Below are 24013 nucleotides of genomic sequence, written 5' to 3'. Positions count from 1 at the left end.
ATCGGAGCAGGAGGAACGCCGGAAGATACGATCAGCCCACCCCGCAACCCGGGTATGCCGCGAATCACGAAATGCAAGATTTATTGGCAACGGATAACAAATAAGATTTGAATAGACAGAGATCCGGCTGAACACCACCTCTGATAACCCACTCTACCTCTGCAGAAATGGCATTCTTTGATAAATTCCGGATGAATATCGGAGGGTTACGGCAGACAGCGGATCGTCCCAGCCTGATTGTAGCCCTGGACGGTGAAGACCCCGGTAGCCGTGCCGCTGCAGCGCGGGCTCTCTCTGCCCTCGGGGTTTCCGTCGTCCCCGACCTCCTCAAGGGTCTCGAGAACGCCAACCGCGTCTCACGGGCCCGGATGCTCAAGGCGCTCTCTTCGGGCGGCGCTCCTTCTCTCCCCCTGCTCCTTGCCCTGATTCTCCGGGCAAGCCCTCCCCTGCAGGCATCCATCACCCGCGCGATCGCGGAGACGGGCGACTCGATGTTTGAAGCGCTGCTGCTCGCGCTGCGCCACAAGCAACCGGCGGTCCGGCGTGCCGGCGTGTTAGGTATCCGGGGAATGGGCAAAAAGGCGGTCCCGCCGCTTGCTGAAGCGTTCCGCGATGAGAGCTATTCGGTCCGGAAAGAGGCTGCCGGCGCGCTTGCCGCATTGCAGTGGGTGCCCGACGAACTCCCGGAGAAGGTGTGGTATTACTTCCTCCTGGAAGACTGGGCGGAACTCGTAAAACTCCAGGCAGCAGCCGTCCCGGTCCTCTTCAAGGGCCTCGGCAGCAAGGATCACCGGATACGGAGCGAATCGGCCCGAGCGCTCGGGAAGATCCGCGACTCCCGGGTCATTCCGGCGCTTGTCAGGGCGATGGGAGACCCACAGGCGGACGTCCGGGTACGTGCTGCCGAAGCGCTGGGAGAGTCCGGCAACGACCGCGGGAAGCCTGCCCTGGTCAAAGCCCTGGACGATCTCCACCATCCGGTGCGGATGGAGGCGGCCTGGGCGCTGGACCGGCTGGACTGGATTCCGGAGAGCGATCTCGAACGAGCAGGATACCTTATCGCGAAGGAGCAGTGGAACGACCTTGTCCGGATGGGGAAGGCGGCCATCCCGCCGCTCATCCGGGCGCTGGAGGTCGATTACTCGGGTGTCCGCACCGGCGCGAGCGAAGCGTTGCGGCAACTGGGACAACCCGCGCTCGATGCCTTGTATGCGGCGATGAGATCGGACAGTCCCGAAATTCGCGAGCAGGCAACTGTTGCGCTGGATTACATCAGGTCGCGCAACGAGGAGAACTCCACGGCAAGGCCAGTACAGACGGCGTCTTCCAATTACGACCGGGAACTCAGAGAGGGGCTTGCCGCCAGGAAGCGAATCGAAGACCGTATCGAGTCGGCCTCCAGCCCACAGAGCCGGCCGGCTCATCGAGGCGCGTCACCGCCGGCACGGCTGGAAGCGGTGCAACCGGCCACCAGCGGGAAAGAGATAAACCTCGCACCCGAACCCGTCGCCCAACAACCGGAAGATGACGAGGATGTCGAGAAGCTCCTGGAAGAGAGACCGGAGACCGAAGAGGCATGGGCCGGAGAGAATATCCGGCCGGGACCGAGGAGACCGGTCTCACTGGACGAGCTCGTCCCGGACATGGGTGCTGAGCAGGAGACCGATGACAAGGAGCACACGGAGCAGAAGAGTACTGCTCCCGCGAAGCCGAAGAGGACGGACCTGCCGGAGCCGGAGACCTCAACCGCACCACCGGAGCAGGCATCGGGGAAGGCGTCGTTTGAACGGTACCTCAACGCCTTGCAGAGCGACGACGCAGAGATCCGGGCCGCGGCGGTTGCAGCGCTACGCAGCCTTGGGACGCCGGCGGTCGGGTACCTCATCGCCGCGCTCTCCGATCCGCATGATGCGGTCAGGATCGCCGCCGCGGAAGGACTCGGCGAGATCGGGGATCCGGACGGCGTCGACGCGCTGGTCCTCCTCACCGGTGATGCCGGACCGGATATCCGGGGTGCCGCTGCCGCCGCGCTCGGACGAATAGTGGATGCGCGTGCGGTCGGCCCGCTCATACGCCTCTTCTGTGACGACTACCCCGAAGTCAGGTCCGTTGCGGCCGGGGCCGTTGCAGCGTCCGGCTCCGATGCGCTCGAACCGCTGGAAGCGGCACTTGAAAGCCCGGTGCCGACAGTCCGATCAACGGCGGCGAAAAGCATCGGGATCGTCGGAAACCCCCGGTCGATACCATCCCTCGTCGGGCACCTCGAGGATCCCGATCGGGGGGTCGTCGCAGTTGTCGCCCGGGTTCTCGGAGAGTTCGGGCACTCCGCGGTCGAACCGCTCGCGAGGATGCTGTGCGAAGGAGGGATAGGCGGACGCCTTGCAGCAATCGATGCGCTCGAAAGGATCGAGGCGGAGAGTGCAAACGGAGCCCTGGAGTACGCCCTGCGCGATAGAGACAGAGAGATCAGGGAAAAAGCGGCAGCCGTTCTCCTCAGGAGGCGTGCTAGAGACGCCCCCGGCAACCGGGGCGGGGTCGCCGCCGGACAGGAAGAGCAGCAGGAGATCGGTGTGCTCATCGCCGCCCTCAAGGACGAGTCCCTGGAGGTGCAGGCGTCCGCCGCCACCCGGCTGATCAGGATGGGGCGTCCTGCCGCCGAAGGGCTGCTCATGGCGCTCAAGGAAGAAGACCGGGAGATACAGGTCGCCGCTGCGGGTGTTCTCGGGGAGATGCGGGAGGCGGCACTCGAACCGCTCATGGATGCCCTGCGCGACAGCGACCGGTTCGTCAGGCTCGTTGCTGCCCAAAACCTGGGCAATATCGGAGACACACGGGCCATCGAGGCCTTGAGCGGATCCCTGAAGAGCGAGCGCGACAGCGTGGTCCGGACGGCCGTGACGGAGGCTCTCGGGTACGTGGGAAGCCAGCAGGCGATTGAGCCGCTGGCCCTGGCGCTGCAGGACCGGGACGAGGGAGTCAAGGTTGCCGCCGCCCGCTCGCTCGGCTACATCGGGGATCTGAGCGCCTTAGAACCGCTGGTCCTGGCGCTCCACGACGTGGACGACCGGGTCAGGTACGCCGCACTCGAAGCCCTGAAAGATCCCGGCGAGACGATGCGCCGGCACCTGATCGGCGCTCTCCGCTCAGGGGACGGGACGTTCCGGGCGGGGGTCGCCGAGGCGCTGGAAGCAGGCGGCTGGAGACCGGAGACCGGCGAAGAACGGACGCTCCACCTCATGGCACAGGGGAGGTGGGCCGAGGTAGAACGAGTCGGTGCCGACGCGCTGCCGGTACTTGCGGAAGCGCTCTCCGATCCGTTGATCGAGGTGCGGACGAACGCCGTCCGGGCCATCGACCGGATCGGGGGAGAGGGCGCCGTCGTCCCGCTCATTCAGGCGCTCAAAGACGATGCGCTCGCGGTCAGAAAGCGGGCCGAATGGGCCCTGATCCAGATGGGCGAGGCGGTGCTCCCGGCCCTCGACCTGGCGGAGAGCGAGGAGGAGCAGCCGGGGATCCGGGAGGGGCTGCAGCGGATCGCGAGAGAGATCCGCGCAAAGGAGGGGAGTTAGGGTATCCGCCCGGCCTCTCTCCAGTAGTCGTACTCGTGGTGCCAGCGATCCCTGTTTGCCGTGACCAGCGCCCGCATCCGGTCCAGCATCTCGGCGTGGAACTCCTCCTGGTCGGGATAGGTCTCCTTCTTCTCGATGGCCCGGGCAAGCTTCCTGCCGAGTTCGTAGGCCCGCCCCTCCGCAGGCACGATCGTCTCCGGGTCGCCGCCGAGAACCACGCCGACGCCGCCCACGGTGTTCGCACCCAGGGTCTGCATGACCCCGTTCAGGTACTCCACAACCTCGTCCGCCCCGGAACCGCCCGCCGTGGAGACGGCGCACCCGTACTTCCCGATGAACGTCTGGCAGTGAATGGCGTCCGCCATCCGGTCGAGCATCGTCTTCATCTGGCCAGTGACCGAGTTGATGTAGTTGGGCGACCCGAGGACAATCCCGTCGCTATCGAGCATCTTTTGGTAGAGTTCGGCAAAATCGTCTTTCCTGACGCATTCCCCCCGCTCATAGCAGATCGTGCACCCGTTGCAGTACTCGATCCGGAGCTTCGCGACATCCACGAGTTCCACCTCCGCTCCGGCGCTCTTTGCCCCGTCGAGGACGGCCTGAACGAGCCGGAGCGTCTGGCTCCTTGAAGCGCGGGGGCTTCCATTGATTCCAAGTATCTTCATCTCATCTCCTCCGGTCTGTAAACCCGTATCCCGGATAACCCTTACCCGCAGCCTCACGGAATATCGTGCGTGACGTCGATCTCGGCATGGTACTGCCGGTCGCAGTCGCCGGGGAGCGGGTTGGTGGTGAATATCTTCATCTCGCCGGCCTGGAACCGGGGGGCGAGAACGGTCTCGGTCGCCCGGATCATATTGCTCTCGTCGTCGACGAGCATGAACCGGACGACGACGTTTCGTGCGGGCCCATCACCGTCGTTGGTCACCCTTCCCGTCACGGTCCAGTAACAGGACCCGTCGGTGCGCATACGCTTCTCGGGCGTGGTGACGTCGGCTGAGAACGACGGTCTCGGCCCGGCGGGGGAGTAGGTGGTATACGCGCCCGGTGTCGCCGCCGGGGTCGGGTCCTCCGGCTCCGGCTCTGCGGAATTCCCTATGCAGCCCGCCGTGACGGCAGCGCCGAAGAGGCAGCCGAGGAGGATAAGGATGACAAAACTCTTTCCCGGGAGAGGGTCTTTCATGATGGTTCATCGACCGGCGGGTATATAACGGATGCGAAAATGTATCCCGAGCCGGGGAACGATTTATCTGCTCTCCGGGCAATGGCCGGGACGATGATCAGGGAGGCAGAGACCACCGGGAAGGTGACGGTCTGCAACGCCGTGACCGGGGAGATGGAAGAGGTCGAGAGAGTCGTCAAATCCGACGAGGAGTGGCGGCGCCAGTTGACGCCGGAAGAGTTCTCCATTGCACGTAAGGCAGGGACGGAACCGGCCTTCACCGGGAGGTACCACGACTGCAAGGAGGACGGCCTCTACGTCTGCGTCTGCTGCGGCAACCACCTCTTCTCCTCGAAGACGAAGTTTGAGTCGGGGACGGGCTGGCCGAGTTTCACAAAACCGATCTGTGACCGGAACATCAGGACGGATCTCGACACCCGGTTCTTCATGAACCGAACAGAGGTGCTCTGTCGGCGGTGCGACGCCCACCTCGGCCACGTCTTCGACGACGGGCCGCCGCCGACCTACCAGCGCTACTGCATGAACTCGGCATCGCTCCGGTTCGTGCGGAAGAAGGATCTCTCCGGCCGGCCCGAATGATTATCCGGGAGCGGCGCCGACCCACTGATCAGTGACCGCCCAACCATCCCCCTGGGACGAGGACTACCGGAGGCGGGGAAGTCTCTGGGGAGGAGCCCCGGCACCACTCCCCGATATTCCCACCGATGCCGCCGTCCTCGAGATCGGCTGCGGGAACGGCAAGACCTTCGAAGCCCTCGCCCGACAGTCCTCGCGCGTGACCGCGGTCGATATATCTCCCGAGGCCGTCGCCCTCGCCCGGCGCCGCCCGGGGACGGCAGAGGCCGACCTCGCCGTCGCGGACGCCCGGCACCTGCCGTTCCGGGACGAGGCGTTCGACGCGGTCTTCCTGGTCCACATCGCCGGCCACCTGCCCCTGCGGGGCAGAACGGCCATAGCCTCCGAGGCCGTCCGGGTTCTCAGGCCCAGCGGAACGCTCTTCTTCCGGGGGTTCTCCGTCGAGGATATGCGCGCCGGGAAGGGGACGGAGACGGAGCCGTGGACGTTCCTCCGGGGCGAGGGCATCATCACCCACTACTTCACCGAGGCCGAGACGGCGGAACTCTTCGCGCCGCTCGTGGCGGTCTCGGTCAGGACGCACCGCTGGCGGATGCGGGTCAGGGGAGAGGATCTCCCCCGGGCCGAGGTGGAAGGAGTGTTTCGCCGGGAGGGGTAAAGAGGGCTCTGCACTCAGGGCGGCCGGGTCCCGGTCTGAAAGGTACGTATACTTGAGGTTGACAAGAACCACCTTCTCCCTCCATTCTCCGTTCCGTTGGAACGTCGCACTCTCCGGGCCATCGCATCCTGCAGACTGTCGTTCCCATCTGAATATCGCATAACCCCATGCACGGATTTCCATCGCCTATCGCCACGCACTGCCCGCCCCCTTAGGGGCGGGAGGAGCGCGAAGCGCGGGTGGTGGGGGTTACAGATGTCCGAGTACAAGGTAGAGACAGGGGAGGGGGGCACGCCCCCTCCCCGCGAGCCGCCTCCCCCAATGGCGATACCCAATGGAAAACCGTTTCACCCTCAACGCCTAGGATAGGCCTCATATGGCAGATTTCTAGGGATTATGCTCTCCGATTAGGGTATGCCGAAAGTTTGGATGAGAAAACCGAAAAGTTTTGATTCAGGATCTCGAGCACCGGCGGGCGGTAGGCCACCACCGTCCACTGCACAGGGACAGGCGGGCAGAGATACGGTACTCCCATAACGTTACGCTCCCGGGCACAAGTACCAGAAGGGCACACCACGGCCAGTCCCACCCTCCGCCCCTCCCGGGCCGCCGGAACCGGGGATAGACATACCTTTTTACCCGCCCGGACCGACCTATAGGTACCTGAATACGGGGAAGCAAGAACCGCGCCGGTCGATGCGGCTGTTCCCGGGCTCCTCCGTGCAGCATGGTCAATCTTTTTTGACATTCGGACACAACAACAGATGAGGAAGAGAGGTCAATGTGTATTGCAATGCCCGCTGAGGTACTCGAGATAAAAGAGGGCAACATCGGCGTCGTCGACTTCGGCGACCTGCAGCAGGAGGTCAGGCTCGACCTTGTCGACGTGAAGGTCGGGGAGTTCGTCCTCGTCCACGTCGGGTTCGCCATCCAGCGCCTCAGCAGAGAGGAGGGGCTTGAGACCCGCGAGATCTTCAGGCAGGTCTACGCCGCGATGGAGGAGTAATGCACGAGTACAGCATCGCCTACGACATCTACACGACCGCCCGCCGGGCGGCGATCGAGAACAACGCAAAAGAAGTGAAATGCGTCTCTGTGGATGTCGGCAAACTGGCGATGGTGAACCCTGAACAGGTGGAGTTCCTCTTCAACGTCATCATCGAGGACGACCCGCTCTTCTCGGGGGCACAACTCTCGTGTCGCAACATCGAGGCCCGCACCCGCTGCTCCTGCGGCTACGAGGGGGACGAGCGGTTCGTCTGCCCCGGATGCGGAAAACTCCCCGAAATCGTTACAGGAATGGAAATTGTAGTCACCAACATCGAGATAGAAGTGGACGAAGAATGAAAGTCAACCTCATGCACGGTGCCGGCGGCGAGGTGATGGGCGAGCTCCTGCGCGTCATCACCAACCTCGAGCACAACAACGCCGGCGGGATCGGGCTCGAATCGCTGGACGACGGCGCAGTCATCCCCCTGAACGGCCAGAACATCGTTTTTACGACCGACAACCACGTAGTCTCGCCGATCTTCTTCCCCGGCGGGGACATCGGGCGGATCGCCGTCTGCGGAACGATCAACGACCTCGCGATGATGGGCGGGCGGCCGATCGCACTCTCGTGCGGCATGGTCATCCCCGAGGGGTTCGAGGTCGCTGACCTCGAGCGGATCGTGGCGTCGATGGACGCAGCGCTCGGCGAGTGCGGGGCAAGCCTCGTCACGGGGGACACCAAGGTGCTGGAGCGGAGCGCTCTCGACACCATCATCGTCAACACCGCCGGCATCGGCGTCGCCGAGCGGGTGGTGCGGGACAACGGCCTGGAGGTCGGGGATACGATCATCGTCAGCGGCACCATCGGCGACCACGGCATCGCCATCATGGCCCACCGCGAAGGGTTCGACTTCGGCGGCCAGATCCACTCCGACGTCGCTCCGCTCTGGAAACTCGTCGAGCGAGCGCTCGCCGCCGGGGAGATCCACGCCATGAAAGACCCGACCCGGGGCGGGTTCGCGAACGCCATCAACGAGATGGCGAGAAAAAGCGGCGTCGGCGTCGTCATCGAGGAGGAGGCGCTCCCCTTCCGGGCGAGCGTCCGCAGCGCCGCCGGGATGCTCGGCCTCGACCCCCTCGAGGTGGCGAACGAGGGCAAGGTCGTGATGGGGGTCGCGCCCACTGATGCAAAGGCCGTCCTCGCGGCGCTCCGTTCGCATCCCTACGGGCGCGACGCGGCGATCGTCGGCGAGGTCGTCGAAGGCTCGAACGTGGTCATGCGCACCGCCATCGGCGGGGAACGGTTCATCGAACCGCCGGTCGGCGACCCGGTCCCGCGTGTCTGCTAGCCGGCAACCATACCCATTTTTAACCCGGGCCCATATACGCGCGATATGGAGAGGCATGAAACGATGACGGAGGAGGCGGGGATCGAGGTGCGCCTGGTGTACGTCTGGGACGTGGAGACGATCGCCGACCTCTACCGGGCGGGCGGCTGGTGGGACGAGAGATGGGACCCTGCCAATCTCGCCGCCCTCATCGCAGGGAGTTTCGCCTTCGCCGTCGCCATCGACCGGGCGACCGGCAGAGCGGTCGGCATGGGCAGGGTGATATCGGACGGGGTCTCGGACGGCTACGTCCAGGACCTGGTTGTCCTCCCCGGATACCGCGGCCGGGGCATCGGAACGATGATCTTATCTGCACTGCTCGATTACTGTACGGCTGAAGGTGTCGCCTGGATCGCCCTCGTCGCCGAACCCGGGACGGAGCCGTTCTACACCGCGCTCGGTTTTCGGAAGATGGAAGAACATACACCCATGCGCTGGAATCCACAGGACAGGTGAGAGATGCTGAGATTTACCGACTTCAAACCCGTGAGCCTGGACGAGCATGATCTCTTCTCGCGGCACTACCGGCAGTACCCCCAGGTGCACAGCGACAACACGTTCGCGAACATGGTCTGCTGGAACCACTACGCGGACTACCGCTTCGCAGAGGTCGAAGGTTCGATCGTCCTCTCGAGCACCATCGACGGCGTGACGGCGTTCCGGATGCCGATCGGCCCGAGAAACCCGGATCTCCTCGAGGACGTCGTCGACCTCGCGCTCCGGGAGGGGAGCGATATACCGTTGCGGGTTCTCGACCCGGCAAACGAAGCATGGCTCCGGGAGGCCTACCCGGGCCTCCCACTCCACGAGAATCGGGACTTCTTCGACTACATCTACCGGACAGAAGATCTGGCCAAACTCGCCGGAAAGAACTATGCCACCATCCGCCGCCAGGTCAACCGGTTCGGGCGGGAATACGCGTATACCGTCGAGGGGATCACGGAGGAGAACATCGAGGAGGTCTGGGAGTTCCTCGTCGTCTGGTGCGAGTGGCGGGACTGCGACTCCGAACCCCTTCTCGCTTACGAAAAAGAAGCCATCCTCTTTGCCGTGAACAACTTCTTCGCCACCGGGCTCGAGGGATGTATCATCAGGATCGGCGGCACCATCGGGGCGATATCAATCGTCGGGCCGGTCAATGAGTCGATGGCGGTCGTTCACTTCGAGAAAGCCCTTCCCGAGACCTACAGAAACATCTACAAGGTGATCACGACCGAGACGGCGGCAGCGCTCCAGGACCGCTACCCCTACGTCAATCGGGAATGCGATATGGGTGTCGCCGGGCTCCGGGAATCGAAGACGCGCTACCACCCTGCGTACATGGTCGGAGTCTACTACGTGACCCGGGCCGACCTGGAAGCGTGCTGCCGATGACCGCCGACCTGGTGCTCCGAAACGTGACGCTCCCGACGGGGAGGCGCGCCGATATCGTCGTCGCCGACGGTATCGTCCGGCACGTCGGCGCACCGGCGCGTGCCGGCGAGACGATCGACTGCACCGGGTATACCTGCCTTCCCGGTGCGGTCGACATGCACGTCCACATGCGGGGAGGGGTGCAGGCCGAAAAGGAAGACTGGCGGACGGGGACGACGAGCGCGGTCTCCGGCGGGGTGACGGTCGTCGTCGACCAGCCGAACACCGTCCCTCCCCTGACCACGCCCGAACTCCTCCGGGCTCGTGTCCGCGAGGCGGCGGGAGAGGCCGTATGCGGGTTCGCGGTGAACGCGGGCGTCGTGCCGGGGGCGGATCTTGAGGGGATGTGGGATGCCGGCGCGATGGCGTTCGGGGAGACTTTCGCCGCTCCGTCGAGCTACGGCGAGGGGCTCGATGCGGAGACGCTTAAAGGGCTGTTTGACCGCATCCACGCCCTCGGGGGGGTCGCGACCGTCCATGCCGAGGAGGTCTCCGGCGGGGAGCCGGCGACGCTCGCCGACCACGACCGCGCCCGGTCCGGTGAGGGGGAGGCACGGGCCGTGCAGAAGGTTGCCGGTCTCGCCCCGGCAGGGCTGCGGCTCCACTTCTGCCACCTCAGCACCGCCGCCTCAGTCAGGGCCGCGCGCGGCACGGTGGAGGTGACGCCGCACCACCTCTTCCTCTCGCGCGAGGCCTTCGACCCGGACGAGACCGGAGCCCGGGTGAACCCTCCCCTCCGGGACGAGGAGACCCGGCGCGAACTCTGGTCGTGCTGGGAGAGGATAGACGTCGTCGCCTCCGATCACGCCCCGCACACGCTCCACGAGAAGAGGATGCCCTTCGAGACCGCGCCCTCCGGCATCCCGGGGGTCGAGACGATGGTGCCGCTCCTGATGGCGGCGGTGCGGAGAGGACGGATCACCCTCGCCTCGGTGATCGAGAAGACGTCGTGGAGACCCGCAGCCATCCTCGGCATCCCGCGCGCGGGATTCGAGCCGGGCGACCGGGCGGACTACGCCCTCTACCCGGACGAGATCACCCGGATCGACGCCTCGCACCTCCACGCAAAGTGCGGCTGGTCGCCGTTCGAGGGGCTCGACGCGATCTTCCCGGAAGTAGTGATCGTCGGGGGAACGCGGGCCTACGTCCACGGCGATCTCCTGGAAACCCGTGCAGCGTGGTACCCCGGGCAAGGATATTTACCCTCGAAAAATAAATAATACAAGGCCGATAAAGCGCACCTTATAGGTCCCCGGGTGATCATCTGGCGAGACGCCCGGACATGATCCGCGGGACAACCCAGGTGCGCGACAGGCACGCCCGGCATATGGGTTCGATCGGGTGAGGAACGGCAGAAGCCACCTGTGAACACCGATCGTTAGTGTCGGGCGACATCCTTCACGAGGACTTTTCTCATGGAACTCTACGCCGACGCCGTCGCCGAGACCCCGCACGGGGTGACTGTCACGCTCGACGTCACGGCGGGTGCAAAACGCTCCACGTTTCCTGCCGGCTACAACGAGTGGCGGCGGAGCATCAAGTGCCAGATAGCGGCCCCTGCGGTCGGCGGAAAAGCGAACCGCGCGATCACCGACCTCCTCGCGGCGACGTTCGGCGTGCCCCGCGCCGACGTGGAGATCATCACCGGACACACATCTTCCTCAAAGACCGTGGCAATCGCCGGGATATCGCGCTCTCATGCGCTTACGCGCCTGAACGCCTCCGGGACCTGAGCAGATGCGGACGGGAAAAGCGGGATACCCATGGCAGGGCGGTCTTTGTCGTGAACAGGCGATAGAGCAGGGTATGCCCGAATGCTCTCTTTTGGGGCCATGGGTTTAGGTTCATCTTTACAAAAATCTTGCGCCGAACCCGCCATCTTATTTAAGTAATTGCACTCTAGATATATGATTAACCGTACGTCCGCGCAGGCCAGAATCCGTGCGGATACGGCATCAGACTTACCCATACTGAAGGAGGCCAGACTCCATGTATTCACCGGATACCACAAAGTATCTTATTCATCTTATCCTGCAGATCGAGGGGGTGGTAGATAAACCCGACGTAGTGGGCGCCATCTTCGGCCAGACCGAAGGGCTGCTCGGCGAAGACCTCGACCTGCGCGATTTACAGAGAACCGGCCGCGTCGGCCGGATCGATGTTCAGATCACCACGAAACGAGGAGAGACTAAAGGCGAGATACTCATCTCGTCTTCACTTGACCGGGCGGAGACCGCGCTCCTCGCCTCGTCACTCGAGACGATCGATCGGGTCGGCCCGTGCACGGCGCACGTGAAGGTCGACCGCATCGAGGACATCAGGGTGACCAAGCGGCGCAGGATCATCGAGCGCGCCAAAGAACTCCTCCTTGAGGACTTCGACGAAGGCTCCATCAACAGCGACGATATCCTCGACGAGGTCAGGGAGACGATCCGGATCGAGAAACTCGAGTACCTCGGCGAAGAGAGGGTGCACGCGGGGCCGAACGCCATGGACTCCGACGCCATCATCCTCGTCGAAGGGCGGGCAGACGTCATCAACCTGCTCCGCTACGGGATCAAGAACGCCGTTGCGGTCGAAGGAACCAACATCCCGCGCATCATCATCGAACTCTGTAAGGAGAAGACCGCGACGACCCTGCTCGACGGCGACCGGGGCGGAGAACTGATCCTTCGCGAACTCCTCCAGGTCGCCGAGATCGACTTCGTGGCCTACAGTCCCCGGGGGAAGAGCGTCGAGGAGATGAGCCGCAAGGAGATCGTCAAGGCACTCCGGAACAAAGTGCCTGCGGTGGGGGTCATCGACCAGCCCCCCGCCGAGGAGAAGATCGAGCGGCCCGGGCAGGCGGCCCGCACCGGGATTCGGGCTCCGGCCGATGTGGAAGAGGACGAGCAGCCGTCGCTCCGGGAATGGGGTCAGAAGCCCCCCTCGACGCTCGGGGAGCATATGGCCGACGTCCGGGACAAGAAGATTGCGCGGTTCCTCTCACCGGACTACACCGTCCTCCTGGAATCCAACGCAACCGACGTCGAGGGCGCACTCCAGAACCTGAACGGCGACATCGAGGGGGTTGTCGTCGATCGTATCATCGACCAGAAACTCCTCGATCAGTTTGGGGGGAGAGACTTCGAGTTCGTGGCTGCCCGGGACTTTAAAGGTATAATAAAGCGCCCGCTCTCCATCAGACTCATTAAGATAGGGTGACGGTTATCCCCGGTGCAAATTTATATATATTTATATTCACCATTTTTATATCTGGGAGAGAATATGCACAAGGAAGAGTTGATAGCCTTACATGGGATTCTTACCGAGATTAAAGACTTTTTTGAGTTGCAGAACCCGGACCTGAAATTTTCGCAATATTACGCATTGAAGATAGAGCCTTCTCAGGTGCATAAGAGCAAAATGGAACATAAATACGCAATATTCGTCCTGGGGACAGAGATTGCGAACGCCATGAAGGACGTGGAGTTCTCGTCGTCGGGCCGGATCTCCGCCCGGATGAAGGAACTCGCCGAGAAGACCTTGAAAGAGATAGAGTATCTCCAGTGATCCCGTATCCGCGCACCGTACCCCCGATACGGTGCCGGGACCAAAGGCTCCCTCTCCTTCAGGCACGCATCTCGCGCTCGCGCTCGATGAGGTATCGAGCGAGCAGGTTCGGGATGGGTGCCGCCATACAGTGCCAGTTCGGCGTTCCGTTCACCTCGAGGACGGTATAACCCTCGCGATCGAGGAGGAGATCGACCCCGCAGTAGTCGGTCCCGATCGCCGCCGCCGCCGCCTCGGCGACGGCGCGCATCTCCTCGTCGATCGCGACCGGCATCCCGATCCCGCCCTGATGGATGTTGTGCGTCAGGGTATCGGAGATGCGGGCTATCGCGCCGACGGCCTCGCCCCCGAGGACGAAGACGCGGAAGTCCCGGTCGTTCTTCACGTATTCCTGCAGGTACCAGGGCCCCGGCCCGAGTTCCCCGGGCTCCGTCACGAGCCGGATACCGTTTCCGTCATACCCGTAGAGCGGTTTGTAGACGATCTTTTTGTGCCGCAAAAGGAACTCCCGCGCCCGCTCCTCCGACCGGGTGTAGGCCGTATCCGGCGTCCTCACATTGTTCGCGAGGAGGAGTGCCGTCGTCATCACCTTGGATGCGCAGGCAACAATGCTTGCAGGTGTGTTGATCACCCGGTTATTGAGCGAGAGGACGTTCAACGTCTCGAACTGGTGTCCGTCCTGCCGGATACCGCAGACCCAGATCAGTTCGTTCTCAAGCCCGGAATCGAGGGGGTCGACTTCACCGAGATCGAGAACCCCGTATCGGGCGTCGGCTTTCTCCAGTTCCCGCATAACAGCGCCGGTCGAGTTGTCGTCCGGCGTATCGGTCGGTTTTGGTACGATGTAGATCATGTGCCTCACATCCCGCTCCCGGAGCGGCCCGTTCACGGTCGGGGAATATTCAGTACCATTTTGTACCTTGACGGATATAACCGGTAGGGACGAGAGCATGCAGAAGAACCGGGTATGCATCATCGGGTGCGGAAACCCCTTCATGGGGAACGACGGGGCGGGAATCTCGGTGATGCACCTATTTGACGGGAGATTGCCTGGGGTGGACGTCATCGACGGCGGCACCGGCGGGTTTGGCCTGATACCTCTGATGGAAGGGTACGAGAAAGTGGTGATCGTCGATGCGATGGTGGGTGTCGGCGACCGCATCGGGGAGGTCATCGTGTTCGATGCCCCGCCGTCGTGGGACCTTCCGGCATACGCGCTCCACGACATCGGGATCGGCGAGGTGGTGACGATCGCCCGGGAACTCGGATATGCCCGGGATATCGTGACCGTCGGGATTGAAGTAGGCGAGATCCAGGCGTTCAGCAAGGATATCGACCAGGAGGTTGAAGAGGGGATCCGGGCTGCCGAGCAGACGATCCTCACCATCCTCAGGGAGTGGACAGGTGATCAGGAGAGCAGATCCTAGATAGACATCGCCATACTACCTGGAATATTACATATCGGCGCCTCTTACGAGGGGAATAAATAACAAGATTTATCATATACCACTAGGCTAAAACACTCTGAATGCAACTGCCACGCGGCCGGTTCCATCGTCTAATCAAATCCACGACAACCCGTGCCCTGACAAATGAGATCAACGCAGAAAGGTTCACCGGGATCTGCACGATTGTTCTGCGTAGCGAGAGCGCTACCCTTGTGCTGAACGACGGTGAGGTTGTGCTTGCTGAATATGGGGGCATGAAAGGGCAGCACGCACTGGAGACGGTGCTGGATGGTGAAGAAGACGAGGTGGCGGCAGAACTGAACCTTCTGACGCCTGAACAGGTGCGGCTCGCCCTGGAGTTCAATCCCCTGTTTGCGATAGAGACGCCCGGAAGATCCGGTCGGCCGTCGGCAGGGAAAGGCGCTCCGGGAAGAGCGGCGCCCGCCACACCGAAGAGTGCCGATGCGGCCTCTTCATCCAGGCGTCGCCCAGAGCCGGCCGCAGAGGTGCATCATATCCCCATGCCGGGAGTGAAACCCGCGCAGGAAAAGGCCGAAGCGCCTCAATCGGGGGGTGACGAGATCAATGAGCTCGTCCAGAACATGGAAGAGATGGACGTCGAGCAGTTGGTCGGCAGTTTCAAACTGAACTGCAGAGACATGCTCAAGAAGATCCATCTCGACCACCTCATCAAGGACAAAGAGACCTAACCTTCAGGAGCTGGTAACAGAATGGATTCAACAGGCATTACCCAGTTTATCCTCATCCTCCTCACGATAATAACGGTAGCCGGTTTCACCGGCATTACGTACTACCTTGCAGAGATCTCCCGGGCACTCAACCGGCAGAGTTCTCCAGAGGCTCCCATAACACCGGAGGAATCCCCGGATCCGGATTATGCCGAACTCATCTCCGCGCCTCCCGCAACGCCGATCGAGCCCGCGAAGATGGGGAGCCTTGGGGAGACGCTCGGTGCGATCAGCGAGAAATACAGCCTTGCATCCCTGACGCTGGCAACCGCAGACGGTCTTTTGATCGGATCGACGAGGCCCGGCAGCGAGGGCGAGGCCGCGCGATACAGCCACCTCTACTCGCAGGGAAGGTTGCACGAAGAGGAAGGAGTGGAACTCCTCGGCGTCTCCTATCGCGGAGAGACCGTGGTCGGCATCGCCCATCCGCCGGAGCGGCTCTCCAGCGAACAGACGAACGCACTCGAGCAGGATATCCGGGAAACCCTGCAGCACTGGGTGTAAGACCAAAGAGAGCAAAACAGCGAGTGATCACCATGGTAAAAGTATACACGATTGCGTCTGGTAAGGGCGGTACCGGCAAAACAACGGTCACAGCAAACCTGGGCCCGATGCTTGCCCAATACGGAAAGAAGACATGCATCCTGGATGCCGACGTCGGGATGGCGAACCTCGGGCTTGTTCTCGGGCTTGAAAACCTGCCGGTGACCCTGCACGAAGTGCTGGCCGGCAAAGCGCGCGTCCGGGACGCCATCTACGACGGGCCGTTCGGCGTGAAGGTCGTCCCGTGCGGGCTCTCCCTGCAGGGCTTCCAGCAATCGAACCCCGACCGGCTCAAGGACATCATGACCGACCTCGTGAGCGAGTTCGACATCCTGATCCTGGATGCTCCTGCAGGGATCAGCAAAGACGGCGTCATCCCGCTGACGATTGCCGACGGGGTGATCCTCATCGTAAACCCCGAGATCTCCTCGATCGTCGACTCACTAAAGACAAAGATCCTGACCGAGACCGTCGGCGGGCATGTCGAAGGGGCGATCATCAACCGGGTCGCGGCCGCCGGGAACGATTTCAACAGCGCACAGATGGAGAAACTCCTCGGGGTCCGGGTGCTCGGGATCATACCGGAAGACCCGAACATCCGGCGCGCATCTGCCGGGAGGTCGCCGATCGTGGTGAAGTACCCCTCGTCCGGTGCATCCCGTGCCTTCAAGCGCCTTTCCGCCGATATAGCCGGCATCGAGTATACCGAGGAAGAGACAAAACCTTCCCGGGAAGGCTTTGTCGACCGGCTTGCCCGTGCCCTCTTCCGGGCGAAAGCGTGATCGTTGCGGTCGGCACGGCCTATCACGCTCATCACCCCCTTTTATCTATCCGTTTTCGCACGGAGAGCAATGCGGAGCCGACCCCGCCGATACCGGTTCCGGCTGCGCAAGGCGTCAGGGAGAGAGCGTCCTTCCCGTCGCCGCCGCCGGCACGGTTATTTTTGCAGGAACTCTAAAACGCCCTGTACAACCCCGGAGTGGAGTAAAACTGCATAAAATCAGAAATATTCTTCTGCTTGAGAGATGCTCTTAGCGAACAAACTATATACTTTTAATAGCAGGAAGTGTTAACCACCTTCTGAGGCTCGCAATGGAGATACATGTGGATAAGAACGCGTGCGTAGGGTGCGGTCTCTGTGTCAAGGACTGCCCGATGCACGTGTACGAACTCCAGGACAACGTGAGTGTCGCGGTCAGGCCGAACAACTGTATGGGATGCCTTTCCTGCCACGAGATCTGCCCGGCTCAGGCACTCGAACACCGGGGCATCTACGCTGCCCGGAGACACTACATCGACATCAAGGTCTGTGAAATGCTTCGAAAGGTGGTCTGATGAGCGCTGGATACATCGATGAGATGCACGAGGCTTTTCACTCGGATCTCATCTACCGTGCCGAGGATATTCCCCTCGAGTGTTCACCGAAACCAAAAGAGTTGGAACATACGCTCCACGGCGTGATGAAACTCAACGGCCTCGTGATCAGGTCGCTTGAGGAGATCGCCGGCCGCGGGGCAAATGCCGTCACCTACCGTGCCGGGAAGAAGTTCGGTCACGAGGTCGCCCAGTACTTCCAGAAGCGCGAGGACGTGGAAGGAGCGCTTCACGAACTCTCCGACCTGCTCCGGGGCCAGTACTCGTTCGAGGTCTGGAAACCCGAAGACAAGGAGACGTTCATCATCGAGGAGAACGGCGAGACGTTCATCTACCTCGTCTTCCACGACTGCATCGTCCGCCAGACGCTCCGGCGCAACGGTCTCGACCAGGGCGGCCCGCTCTGCCAGACCCTCTTCGGGTACGTCGTCGGCGCGGTCGAGGAGATCACCGGCAGGAAAGCCAAACTGGAGATCGTTCACACCGGCCCGAACGCCTGCCTGAAGAAACTGATCCTGAAATGAGGCGAGGACGATGAAGATTGCTATTGAAGAACTCGCGGGATGCTCGGGATGCACGATCGCGGTGCTCGACCTCCACGAGATGTTGCTCGATATCGTCGCGGAAGCGGACATCGTCTACTCTCCGGTGATCATGGACGTCAAGGAGCCTCCCGAGGATATCGATATCGCGTTCGTGACCGGAGCCGTCCGAAACGAAGAGAACCGCGAGCGCCTCGAAAAGATCCGGAAACGGTCAAAGACGCTTGTCGCACTCGGGACCTGCGCCTGCTACGGGGGCGTATCGGGCCTCTCGATGCTGAGCTCGAACGAGGACATCTTCTCCTGCGTCTACCGGGAGGCGGCGACGACGAAGCCCGACGGGGTTATCCCGACGGATGTGCCGCCGTTCCTTTATCGGGCGTTCGCGGTCGGCGATCTCGTGAAGATCGATTACTACGTCACGGGCTGCCCGCCGAAAGAGGCGTTCCTGAAAGAACTTCTCCCGGCAATGGTCGCGGGAGACACCCTCGAACTCTCGCGCAAGTCCGTCTGCTCGGAATGCGACAGGAAGATGGGGCAGGTCGAGAACTGGACGCTCAAGCGCCGGCACGAGGGTATTCCCGACCGCGAGCACTGCCTGCTCGGGCAGGGCTATCTCTGCCTCGGGAGCGTCACCTTCGGGAGATGCGGCGCGTCGTGTCCGAAAAACAACGTCCCGTGCCACGGGTGCAACGGCCCCTCGCTCGATATCCTTCGCGAGCCCTGTCGGGACATCTACGGCATGATGGTGCGAAGAATCTCGGATCTCACCGATAAGCCGCAGAAAGAGGTGGAGAAGGAACTCTACGACGTCGCACACACGATGTATGCCTTCACCATCGGGAGTCTGATCATGGAAGACAAGGAGAACTCAAAGATCCGGGATCTGGTAAAGGAGAGGAGCAGATGAAAGAGATCACGATCAGCCCGGTGACCCGGATCGAGGGGCATGCCGGCGTCAGGATCTACCTCAACGACCGGGGAGAGGTCGACTCGGCCCACTTCCAGGTCGTGGAACTGAGGGGGTTCGAGAAGTTCCTTATCGGCGCTTCGATCGAGGAGGCACCCCGGATCACGCCCCGCATATGCGGGATATGCCCCTCGGCGCACCACCTGGCTGCAGCGAAGGCGACCGACCAGATCTACGGCGTCGAACCGCCCGCGACCGGGAAGAAACTCCGGGAACTCTTGAGCATCGGGCAGTTCATCCACTCCCACGCCCTCCACTTCTTCATGCTCGCGGCTCCGGACTTCATCCTGGGACACGACGCGCCAGCGGAGAGCAGGAACGTCATCGGGCTTGCTCGCCACTCGCCGGATCTCGCAAAGAAGGCGATCGCGGCCAGGAAGTTCGGTCAGCGCCTGACGGAGGCGGTCGGCGGCAAACCCATTCACCCGTCGAACGCGCTGCCCGGCGGGATGTCGACGCCGCTCACGGAAGGAAAGAGAAACGAGTTGATGACCATGGCGAATGAGGCGCTCGGGATCGCGCGCGAGGGATGGGATCTCGCTCGCGGTCTCCTCGACGGCGTCGACACGGAGTTCGGGGCAGTAACGACCGGGTTCCTCGGCATGGCCAACAACGGGGTCTACTCGACCTGCGATGGGCCTGCTATGATGCTCGGCCCGGACGGGAACCAACTCGGCTCGTTCTCGGGTCAGGACTACACGAACTTCATCGAGGAGTACTCGGAAGACTGGTCGTACCTGAAGTTCGCCCGGTTCAAAGGCGGAAACTACTACCGGGTCGGGCCGCTTGCCCGGCTCAACATCGTGCAGAAGATGGGCACGGAGCACGCGGACGCCGCTCTCGCGGAGTACCGCGAGCGGTTCGGCACCCTCACCCAGGCCACGCTCGCATACAACCTGGCACGCTACATCGAGTTCCTCGCCTTGTGCGAGCGGGCCGTCCAGTTGCTCTCCGACCCGGGCATCACCGGCTCAGAGATCCGGACGCCGGTGGGAGCGGTCGTGAACCGCCGGGGCGTCGGGATCATCGAGGCTCCCCGGGGCACCCTGATCCACGACTATACCGTCGATGAGAACGGCATCATCGAGCGGTGCAATCTGATCGTGGCGACCTGCCAGAATAACTACGGGATGGATCGCGGCGTGGAGGATATGGCACGCCGGGTGGTGGAGAACGGAGCGCTGACCGAAGGGGCAGCAAACCGCATCGAGATGATCATCAGGGCGTATGACCCCTGTATCTCGTGCGCAACGCACGCGATCGGGAGGATGCCCCTCAAGATAGAGTGCGTTCGGAGAACGTGAGGAGATAGACCATGCTTAAACAGATTCTGGGAGAATTCCTGAAACTTGATGGGGTTACCGCCGCAGTCGTGGCGGGGCGGGACGGCTTTGTGATCGAGAGCGTCGTTGCCGGGGACGTGGACGTCGAAGCCCTGGGCGCCATGGCGTCGACAGGTATGGGTACGTCCGAAGCCATGAGCGACGAACTCGGGAAGGGTGAGATGAGCCAGATGCTCATCGAACTGGAGAACGGGCCGATCCTGCTCTCCCCGCTCTCGGAGGACGAGCTGATCGCTATCGTGGCGAACGCGAACGTTAATGTCGGGAGAATCCGCTACGAACTGAAGAAGAACAGGGATCGGATAACTGCTGCCCTGTGAGACGATGCTACCCGACGGCATCTCACTTGGACGACTGCAGGGGCCTCTCTCGGCCCTTGCTTCAATCAGCCCTCACTTCACCGGAGCGGTCCGCATCAACGAGACCGGAGGAACCGGTTTTGTCCTGGTTCAGACCGGAAAGCCCTATGCAGCCGCGTTCGAGAACGGCAGCAAAGGTTTGCTGCTCAGCGGAGACGAAGCGTACAGATACCTGTTTGATCGGCCGTCGCTTGAATCCGAACTGATCGCCTACACCGCCGGGGAGACCGAGGTGGCCCGGGAAGCCTCCCGTGAGGCCGGGTGCCTGATCACCGAGGGCGGTGCAAAGCCATCTTCCCGGATTGGGTCGGTGGAGACGAGTTGCCTCGACCAGATCGCACGGCAGCCGGGTGTCGTCGCCGTCTCGGTCTTCCACGAGGGATTTGCCCTCCAATCGCTCGGATCCGGGGACTTCGAGCAGGTGGCCGCGGTCTCCGAAGACCTGCTCCGTGCCGGCACCCGCATCACCGGCGATATGGAGATGGGCGGCCTCTCCCAGATAATCCTCGAGACACCGACGGGGAAGCTCATCATCGCACCCTACGGCGATCTCTCCCTCTGCATCCTTGCAAAGCCGGATGCCAACCTCGGCCTGATCCGGCTCTCGATACGGGGGATGCAGGATAACCCCGGGTGAGAGAAGGGACGGTTCCGGCACTCCCCTCTCTCCCGGCGAACCGTTTTGACGGTGCGTGCGGGGCCCATGTACGGGAGAACCCGTACGCACTCATTTTTGCCGCATTGCAGGATCTCCCGGAGCGCGCACGAACGCACCAAACAGTTGATATCTCCGCCCGCCGGAGTAGTCCTATGCATCTCTTCATCGGATCGAAGAGAACGGCGAGGCGACCCTGCCCTCGCGGGGGGATCGCCCTATGAAATATTACCCGGTTCATGCCGGATACCCGCCGTATGCCGAGGTGAATCCGGCGATTGAAGCGGCCTTTGCCGAGCACGGGAGAGGCAACGTCCAGATGCCGTCGAAGGTCTACGTGACGCTCGTTGAGAACGGGGACTTCCGGACGATGCCTGCATACCTCCCGGCCCGGGGGATTGCCGGGGTGAAGATCGTCAATGTCCACCCCCATAACCGCGCAAGGGGCCTTCCCACCGTCATGGCGCTCACCATCATCATCGATATAACGACCGGTATCCCGACGGCGATCATCAACGCCACCGAACTCACTGCGCTGCGCACCGGATCAGCGGGCGCCATCGCGGCGAAGTATCTCGCGCCCCGTCACCCCGTCACCCTCGGGATCGTGGGAACCGGGCGGCAGGCAGAGGCGCAGGTCGAGGCGACGGCTGCCTCGCTCGCGATCGAGGAGATCCTGGTCTGGAGCAGGACAGAGAAGAGTGCAGAGGCGTTTGCAGCGCGTTACTCCGACTACAACGCCCGGAGCGTCCCGATCGAGCGTGCCTGCGACTGCGACGTGCTGACCACGACGACGCCGTCGACGAAACCGATCATAATGGCGGACTGGATCCGTGAAGGGACGCACATCAACGCGATCGGCGCGGATGCCCCGGGGAAGCAGGAACTGGACCCCGCGATACTCGAAAGAGCCGAGGTCTTCGTCGACGACCCCGGCCAGGCGGCCCACTCGGGCGAGATCAACGTCCCGATCAGCACCGGGCACTACGACCCCGCCCGGATCGCGGGAACCCTCGGCGAGGTCGTCATCGGGAAGAAAGGACGGTCGTCCCCGGACGTCGTCACGATCTTCGACTCCACCGGGCTTGCCATCCAGGACCTCGCCATCGCCGCCCTCATCCTGCGGGACGAGGGGGAGTACGAACTGCCGTTCCCCTGACACTTGCACGAGGCCAGATGATTGGGTGTCCATGCTGTACGAATGAAGATGACCCCGTCTTTGCCAAGCTTGCCTCCGCCTCATAGGGGGAGAAATCCGCCCGGCACTCCCCCGCCCACGCTGGAAGGGAGCAGTAATGGCGATAGCCGGTGGAAAAACATGGCTCCAGGACGCATACACCACATTTCCCGGCACCTCCCAATACTGTGGGCCGTGGGATATCGCCATTGGGGGTGGGGCTGACGGGGAGGGGGGCGTGCCCCCCTCACCTGTCTCTACCGCATATGGTTTCTCCCGGTATCCCCCACCAATTCGGTATATCTGTAACCCCCACCCCGCCCGGCCTTCGGCCTCCTCCCCCGCCCCCAAGGGGGCGGGGGCAGTGCGTGGCGATACCCGGTGGGAAGCCGTGTCCCGGGAACTAGCCGGAAAATCGTCCTTTTCCGAGATCTTCCCGTTCAGCGAACCGTGGGAGTATCGCCATCGGGGGAGGCGACTCGCGGGGAGAGGGGGAGCATCCCCCCTCCCTGTCTCAATAGCCCCCACCAGAATCAGTGAAGTTACCATCCCCAATACTTCGCGCAAAAGATAGGATACACAAAAAAAACCGCCGGGGAGGAAGTTGACCGATCCTCCTCCGTCTCCGCGTGGGCAGGCGAGTTACTCTTCCGTCCCGGGCTGCGCGAAGGCCTTCCAGACCTGTTCGCGGTAGACCGGGCCGCTGTTGTAGGTGCAGAACGGGATCAGGCGGCCGTCCGGGGTCGCGTAGTGGATGCAGCACCGCTGCACCCGGCAGAGGTCGTAGTTGTACTTGTCCATGAAGTGCATCGTGCCGATGAAGAGGGCGTTCCAGTGGAACTCGCGCAGGGCCTCGAAGTTCTGCATGATGAGAGCCTTCCCAATCAATTTCATGAACTCCCCGGTGTTCTTCTGCTCCGCCCTCCTCGTGGAGTAGTAGAGGTCTTTGACCCCCTCGACGAGGGTCACGTATTTGTTGAGCGACCCGCCTTTCGCGAGGTTCGCCGTCATCTTCTCGACCGACTCAAAGAAGGCGTCGACGTCCACCATCTTGTTGACCGGAACCATCCCTTCATCGGTGACGAAGACGTAGGTCGCTGCGCCGCAGTGCTGGTGCGTGGTGAACGTGATCTGGGGTTTGCCCGTGTAGGCTTCGACGAGTTCGGAGATCGGGACGACGCAGGGCACCGGGTAGAAGTAGTCCTTCTTGATCACGCCGTCCGTCTGCTCCTCGATCCGTTCCGCAAGTTCCGGGATGGTGATCCGTTCGTTCCTGACGTCATCCTCGCTTGCAGCCCCGGTAAACGCCACCGGCTGGAAGTTTACGCCACGGATGACCTTGATGCGCTCTGCGGCGTATTTGATGATGGCGCCTACCTCATGGTCGTTCCTGCCCTTGATGACCGTGGGCACCAGCACCACCCCGAGGCCGATTGCCGCGCAGTTCTCTATCGCCCGCTGATCGCTCGCGAGTTTCGAGTTCGTCTCGCGGCTTACACCGTCAAAGTGCAGGTAGACGGTAGA

General features: G+C 62.5%; 26 protein-coding genes and 1 pseudogene. 23 read left to right on the top strand and 4 right to left on the bottom strand.

Annotated features, from left to right (window positions below; genetic code table 11):
• The first annotated feature begins 167 nt into the window (after window positions 1–167).
• The gene (locus L21_RS05870) at window positions 168–3569 is read left to right on the top strand and encodes a HEAT repeat domain-containing protein (protein ID WP_074369565.1); all 3402 of its coding nucleotides are present in this window, start codon (window positions 168–170) and stop codon (window positions 3567–3569) included.
• Here L21_RS05870 and L21_RS05865 read toward each other — a convergent pair.
• Both L21_RS05865 and L21_RS05860 read right to left on the bottom strand, forming a co-directional pair.
• Window positions 3566–4234 (bottom strand): flavodoxin family protein, encoded by a 669-nt coding sequence (locus tag L21_RS05865; protein ID WP_074369564.1) that lies wholly within the window; start codon window positions 4232–4234, stop codon window positions 3566–3568. The two genes, L21_RS05870 and L21_RS05865, sit on opposite strands and share 4 nt — an antisense overlap.
• 53 nt (window positions 4235–4287) lie before the next feature.
• Entirely contained in the window at window positions 4288–4752 is a 465-nt protein-coding gene (locus L21_RS05860) for an FxLYD domain-containing protein (RefSeq protein WP_074369563.1), read from the bottom strand.
• A gap of 93 nt (window positions 4753–4845) precedes the next feature.
• Here L21_RS05860 and msrB point away from each other — a divergent pair, with 93 nt between their 5' ends.
• The 11 genes from msrB (at window position 4846) to L21_RS05805 (ending at window position 13329) form a co-directional block, all read left to right on the top strand.
• Entirely contained in the window at window positions 4846–5331 is a 486-nt protein-coding gene (gene msrB, locus L21_RS05855; RefSeq protein ID WP_074369610.1) for a peptide-methionine (R)-S-oxide reductase MsrB, read from the top strand.
• 31 nt (window positions 5332–5362) lie between these two features.
• The gene (locus L21_RS05850; RefSeq protein WP_074369562.1) at window positions 5363–5986 is read left to right on the top strand and encodes a class I SAM-dependent methyltransferase; all 624 of its coding nucleotides are present in this window, start codon (window positions 5363–5365) and stop codon (window positions 5984–5986) included.
• Between the two features lie 781 nt (window positions 5987–6767).
• The gene (locus L21_RS05845; protein ID WP_074369561.1) at window positions 6768–6992 is read left to right on the top strand and encodes a HypC/HybG/HupF family hydrogenase formation chaperone; all 225 of its coding nucleotides are present in this window, start codon (window positions 6768–6770) and stop codon (window positions 6990–6992) included.
• Window positions 6992–7333, top strand: coding sequence for a hydrogenase maturation nickel metallochaperone HypA/HybF (locus L21_RS05840; protein WP_074369560.1), 342 nt, complete (start codon window positions 6992–6994; stop codon window positions 7331–7333). The genes L21_RS05845 and L21_RS05840 overlap by 1 nt, the downstream gene beginning before the upstream one ends.
• Window positions 7330–8325, top strand: coding sequence for a hydrogenase expression/formation protein HypE (hypE, locus tag L21_RS05835; RefSeq protein WP_074369559.1), 996 nt, complete (start codon window positions 7330–7332; stop codon window positions 8323–8325). The genes L21_RS05840 and hypE overlap by 4 nt, the downstream gene beginning before the upstream one ends.
• 63 nt (window positions 8326–8388) lie before the next feature.
• Window positions 8389–8820: a GNAT family N-acetyltransferase gene (locus tag L21_RS05830; RefSeq protein ID WP_074369558.1), complete on the top strand. Its 432-nt coding sequence runs from the start codon at window positions 8389–8391 to the stop codon at window positions 8818–8820.
• 3 nt (window positions 8821–8823) lie between these two features.
• Window positions 8824–9738, top strand: a complete 915-nt coding sequence (locus L21_RS05825; protein ID WP_074369557.1) for a DUF2156 domain-containing protein — start codon at window positions 8824–8826, stop codon at window positions 9736–9738.
• Window positions 9735–10997, top strand: a complete 1263-nt coding sequence (gene pyrC, locus L21_RS05820; RefSeq protein ID WP_074369609.1) for a dihydroorotase — start codon at window positions 9735–9737, stop codon at window positions 10995–10997. Before L21_RS05825 ends, pyrC begins: the two co-directional genes overlap by 4 nt.
• Window positions 10998–11192: 195 nt before the next feature.
• Window positions 11193–11510 carry a DUF167 domain-containing protein gene (locus L21_RS05815; RefSeq protein ID WP_074369556.1) on the top strand — a complete coding sequence of 106 codons (318 nt, stop codon included), beginning with the start codon at window positions 11193–11195 and terminating at the stop codon, window positions 11508–11510.
• A gap of 256 nt (window positions 11511–11766) precedes the next feature.
• Window positions 11767–12981, top strand: coding sequence for a DNA primase DnaG (dnaG, locus tag L21_RS05810; protein ID WP_074369555.1), 1215 nt, complete (start codon window positions 11767–11769; stop codon window positions 12979–12981).
• Window positions 12982–13044: 63 nt separating this feature from the next.
• Entirely contained in the window at window positions 13045–13329 is a 285-nt protein-coding gene (locus L21_RS05805; protein WP_074369554.1) for a UPF0058 family protein, read from the top strand.
• Between the two features lie 58 nt (window positions 13330–13387).
• Here the strand turns inward: L21_RS05805 and L21_RS05800 are convergent, their stop codons facing one another.
• Window positions 13388–14182 carry an ATP-grasp domain-containing protein gene (locus L21_RS05800; RefSeq protein WP_074369608.1) on the bottom strand — a complete coding sequence of 265 codons (795 nt, stop codon included), beginning with the start codon at window positions 14180–14182 and terminating at the stop codon, window positions 13388–13390.
• A gap of 97 nt (window positions 14183–14279) precedes the next feature.
• Between L21_RS05800 and L21_RS05795 the strand changes: the two genes are divergently transcribed.
• From L21_RS05795 to L21_RS05745, 11 genes are all read left to right on the top strand, one after another.
• Window positions 14280–14756 (top strand): hydrogenase maturation protease, encoded by a 477-nt coding sequence (locus L21_RS05795; protein ID WP_074369553.1) that lies wholly within the window; start codon window positions 14280–14282, stop codon window positions 14754–14756.
• Between the two features lie 101 nt (window positions 14757–14857).
• A complete protein-coding gene (locus L21_RS05790; protein ID WP_074369552.1) occupies window positions 14858–15487 on the top strand; it encodes a DUF4388 domain-containing protein in 630 nt (209 codons plus the stop codon).
• A gap of 21 nt (window positions 15488–15508) precedes the next feature.
• Complete coding sequence (locus L21_RS05785; RefSeq protein ID WP_074369551.1) at window positions 15509–16030, top strand: hypothetical protein; 522 nt, start codon at window positions 15509–15511, stop codon at window positions 16028–16030.
• Between the two features lie 32 nt (window positions 16031–16062).
• Window positions 16063–16851, top strand: coding sequence for a cell division ATPase MinD (gene minD / locus L21_RS05780; RefSeq protein ID WP_074369550.1), 789 nt, complete (start codon window positions 16063–16065; stop codon window positions 16849–16851).
• A 310-nt stretch (window positions 16852–17161) separates the two neighbouring features.
• A complete protein-coding gene (locus L21_RS05775; protein ID WP_074369549.1) occupies window positions 17162–17404 on the top strand; it encodes a 4Fe-4S dicluster domain-containing protein in 243 nt (80 codons plus the stop codon).
• Entirely contained in the window at window positions 17404–17967 is a 564-nt protein-coding gene (locus tag L21_RS05770; RefSeq protein WP_074369548.1) for a hydrocarbon binding protein (contains V4R domain), read from the top strand. Before L21_RS05775 ends, L21_RS05770 begins: the two co-directional genes overlap by 1 nt.
• Before the next feature lie 10 nt (window positions 17968–17977).
• Complete coding sequence (locus tag L21_RS05765; RefSeq protein WP_074369547.1) at window positions 17978–18895, top strand: NADH-quinone oxidoreductase subunit B family protein; 918 nt, start codon at window positions 17978–17980, stop codon at window positions 18893–18895.
• The gene (locus tag L21_RS05760) at window positions 18892–20259 is read left to right on the top strand and encodes a Ni/Fe hydrogenase subunit alpha (RefSeq protein ID WP_074369546.1); all 1368 of its coding nucleotides are present in this window, start codon (window positions 18892–18894) and stop codon (window positions 20257–20259) included. Before L21_RS05765 ends, L21_RS05760 begins: the two co-directional genes overlap by 4 nt.
• An 11-nt stretch (window positions 20260–20270) precedes the next feature.
• A complete protein-coding gene (locus tag L21_RS05755) occupies window positions 20271–20618 on the top strand; it encodes a roadblock/LC7 domain-containing protein (RefSeq protein ID WP_067075881.1) in 348 nt (115 codons plus the stop codon).
• Between the two features lie 4 nt (window positions 20619–20622).
• Window positions 20623–21294 carry a roadblock/LC7 domain-containing protein gene (locus L21_RS05750; RefSeq protein ID WP_074369545.1) on the top strand — a complete coding sequence of 224 codons (672 nt, stop codon included), beginning with the start codon at window positions 20623–20625 and terminating at the stop codon, window positions 21292–21294.
• A 238-nt stretch (window positions 21295–21532) separates the two neighbouring features.
• Window positions 21533–22471 (top strand): ornithine cyclodeaminase family protein, encoded by a 939-nt coding sequence (locus tag L21_RS05745; RefSeq protein WP_074369544.1) that lies wholly within the window; start codon window positions 21533–21535, stop codon window positions 22469–22471.
• 660 nt (window positions 22472–23131) lie between these two features.
• Here L21_RS05745 and L21_RS05740 read toward each other — a convergent pair.
• Window positions 23132–24013 (bottom strand): annotated as a pseudogene (locus tag L21_RS05740) (radical SAM protein); the annotation flags it as partial.

Source organism: Methanoculleus chikugoensis (genome assembly GCF_900095385.1).
GTDB classification, from domain to species: domain Archaea; phylum Halobacteriota; class Methanomicrobia; order Methanomicrobiales; family Methanoculleaceae; genus Methanoculleus; species Methanoculleus chikugoensis_A.
Note: the sequence above shows the minus strand (reverse complement) of the source record. Positions and strands in the feature narration are given on the sequence as shown.

Excerpts from the sequence above, each read along its gene's own strand:
- L21_RS05870 (WP_074369565.1), top strand. The coding sequence starts at position 168 with ATGGCATTCTTTGATAAATTCCGGATGAATATCGGAGGGTTACGGCAG.
- L21_RS05865 (WP_074369564.1), bottom strand. The coding sequence starts at position 4,234 with ATGAAGATACTTGGAATCAATGGAAGCCCCCGCGCTTCAAGGAGCCAG.
- L21_RS05860 (WP_074369563.1), bottom strand. The coding sequence starts at position 4,752 with ATGAAAGACCCTCTCCCGGGAAAGAGTTTTGTCATCCTTATCCTCCTC.
- msrB (WP_074369610.1), top strand. The coding sequence starts at position 4,846 with ATGATCAGGGAGGCAGAGACCACCGGGAAGGTGACGGTCTGCAACGCC.
- L21_RS05845 (WP_074369561.1), top strand. The coding sequence starts at position 6,768 with ATGTGTATTGCAATGCCCGCTGAGGTACTCGAGATAAAAGAGGGCAAC.
- L21_RS05840 (WP_074369560.1), top strand. The coding sequence starts at position 6,992 with ATGCACGAGTACAGCATCGCCTACGACATCTACACGACCGCCCGCCGG.
- hypE (WP_074369559.1), top strand. The coding sequence starts at position 7,330 with ATGAAAGTCAACCTCATGCACGGTGCCGGCGGCGAGGTGATGGGCGAG.
- L21_RS05830 (WP_074369558.1), top strand. The coding sequence starts at position 8,389 with ATGACGGAGGAGGCGGGGATCGAGGTGCGCCTGGTGTACGTCTGGGAC.
- L21_RS05825 (WP_074369557.1), top strand. The coding sequence starts at position 8,824 with ATGCTGAGATTTACCGACTTCAAACCCGTGAGCCTGGACGAGCATGAT.
- pyrC (WP_074369609.1), top strand. The coding sequence starts at position 9,735 with ATGACCGCCGACCTGGTGCTCCGAAACGTGACGCTCCCGACGGGGAGG.
- L21_RS05815 (WP_074369556.1), top strand. The coding sequence starts at position 11,193 with ATGGAACTCTACGCCGACGCCGTCGCCGAGACCCCGCACGGGGTGACT.
- dnaG (WP_074369555.1), top strand. The coding sequence starts at position 11,767 with ATGTATTCACCGGATACCACAAAGTATCTTATTCATCTTATCCTGCAG.
- L21_RS05805 (WP_074369554.1), top strand. The coding sequence starts at position 13,045 with ATGCACAAGGAAGAGTTGATAGCCTTACATGGGATTCTTACCGAGATT.
- L21_RS05800 (WP_074369608.1), bottom strand. The coding sequence starts at position 14,182 with ATGATCTACATCGTACCAAAACCGACCGATACGCCGGACGACAACTCG.
- L21_RS05795 (WP_074369553.1), top strand. The coding sequence starts at position 14,280 with ATGCAGAAGAACCGGGTATGCATCATCGGGTGCGGAAACCCCTTCATG.
- L21_RS05790 (WP_074369552.1), top strand. The coding sequence starts at position 14,858 with ATGCAACTGCCACGCGGCCGGTTCCATCGTCTAATCAAATCCACGACA.
- L21_RS05785 (WP_074369551.1), top strand. The coding sequence starts at position 15,509 with ATGGATTCAACAGGCATTACCCAGTTTATCCTCATCCTCCTCACGATA.
- minD (WP_074369550.1), top strand. The coding sequence starts at position 16,063 with ATGGTAAAAGTATACACGATTGCGTCTGGTAAGGGCGGTACCGGCAAA.
- L21_RS05775 (WP_074369549.1), top strand. The coding sequence starts at position 17,162 with ATGGAGATACATGTGGATAAGAACGCGTGCGTAGGGTGCGGTCTCTGT.
- L21_RS05770 (WP_074369548.1), top strand. The coding sequence starts at position 17,404 with ATGAGCGCTGGATACATCGATGAGATGCACGAGGCTTTTCACTCGGAT.
- L21_RS05765 (WP_074369547.1), top strand. The coding sequence starts at position 17,978 with ATGAAGATTGCTATTGAAGAACTCGCGGGATGCTCGGGATGCACGATC.
- L21_RS05760 (WP_074369546.1), top strand. The coding sequence starts at position 18,892 with ATGAAAGAGATCACGATCAGCCCGGTGACCCGGATCGAGGGGCATGCC.
- L21_RS05755 (WP_067075881.1), top strand. The coding sequence starts at position 20,271 with ATGCTTAAACAGATTCTGGGAGAATTCCTGAAACTTGATGGGGTTACC.
- L21_RS05750 (WP_074369545.1), top strand. The coding sequence starts at position 20,623 with ATGCTACCCGACGGCATCTCACTTGGACGACTGCAGGGGCCTCTCTCG.
- L21_RS05745 (WP_074369544.1), top strand. The coding sequence starts at position 21,533 with ATGAAATATTACCCGGTTCATGCCGGATACCCGCCGTATGCCGAGGTG.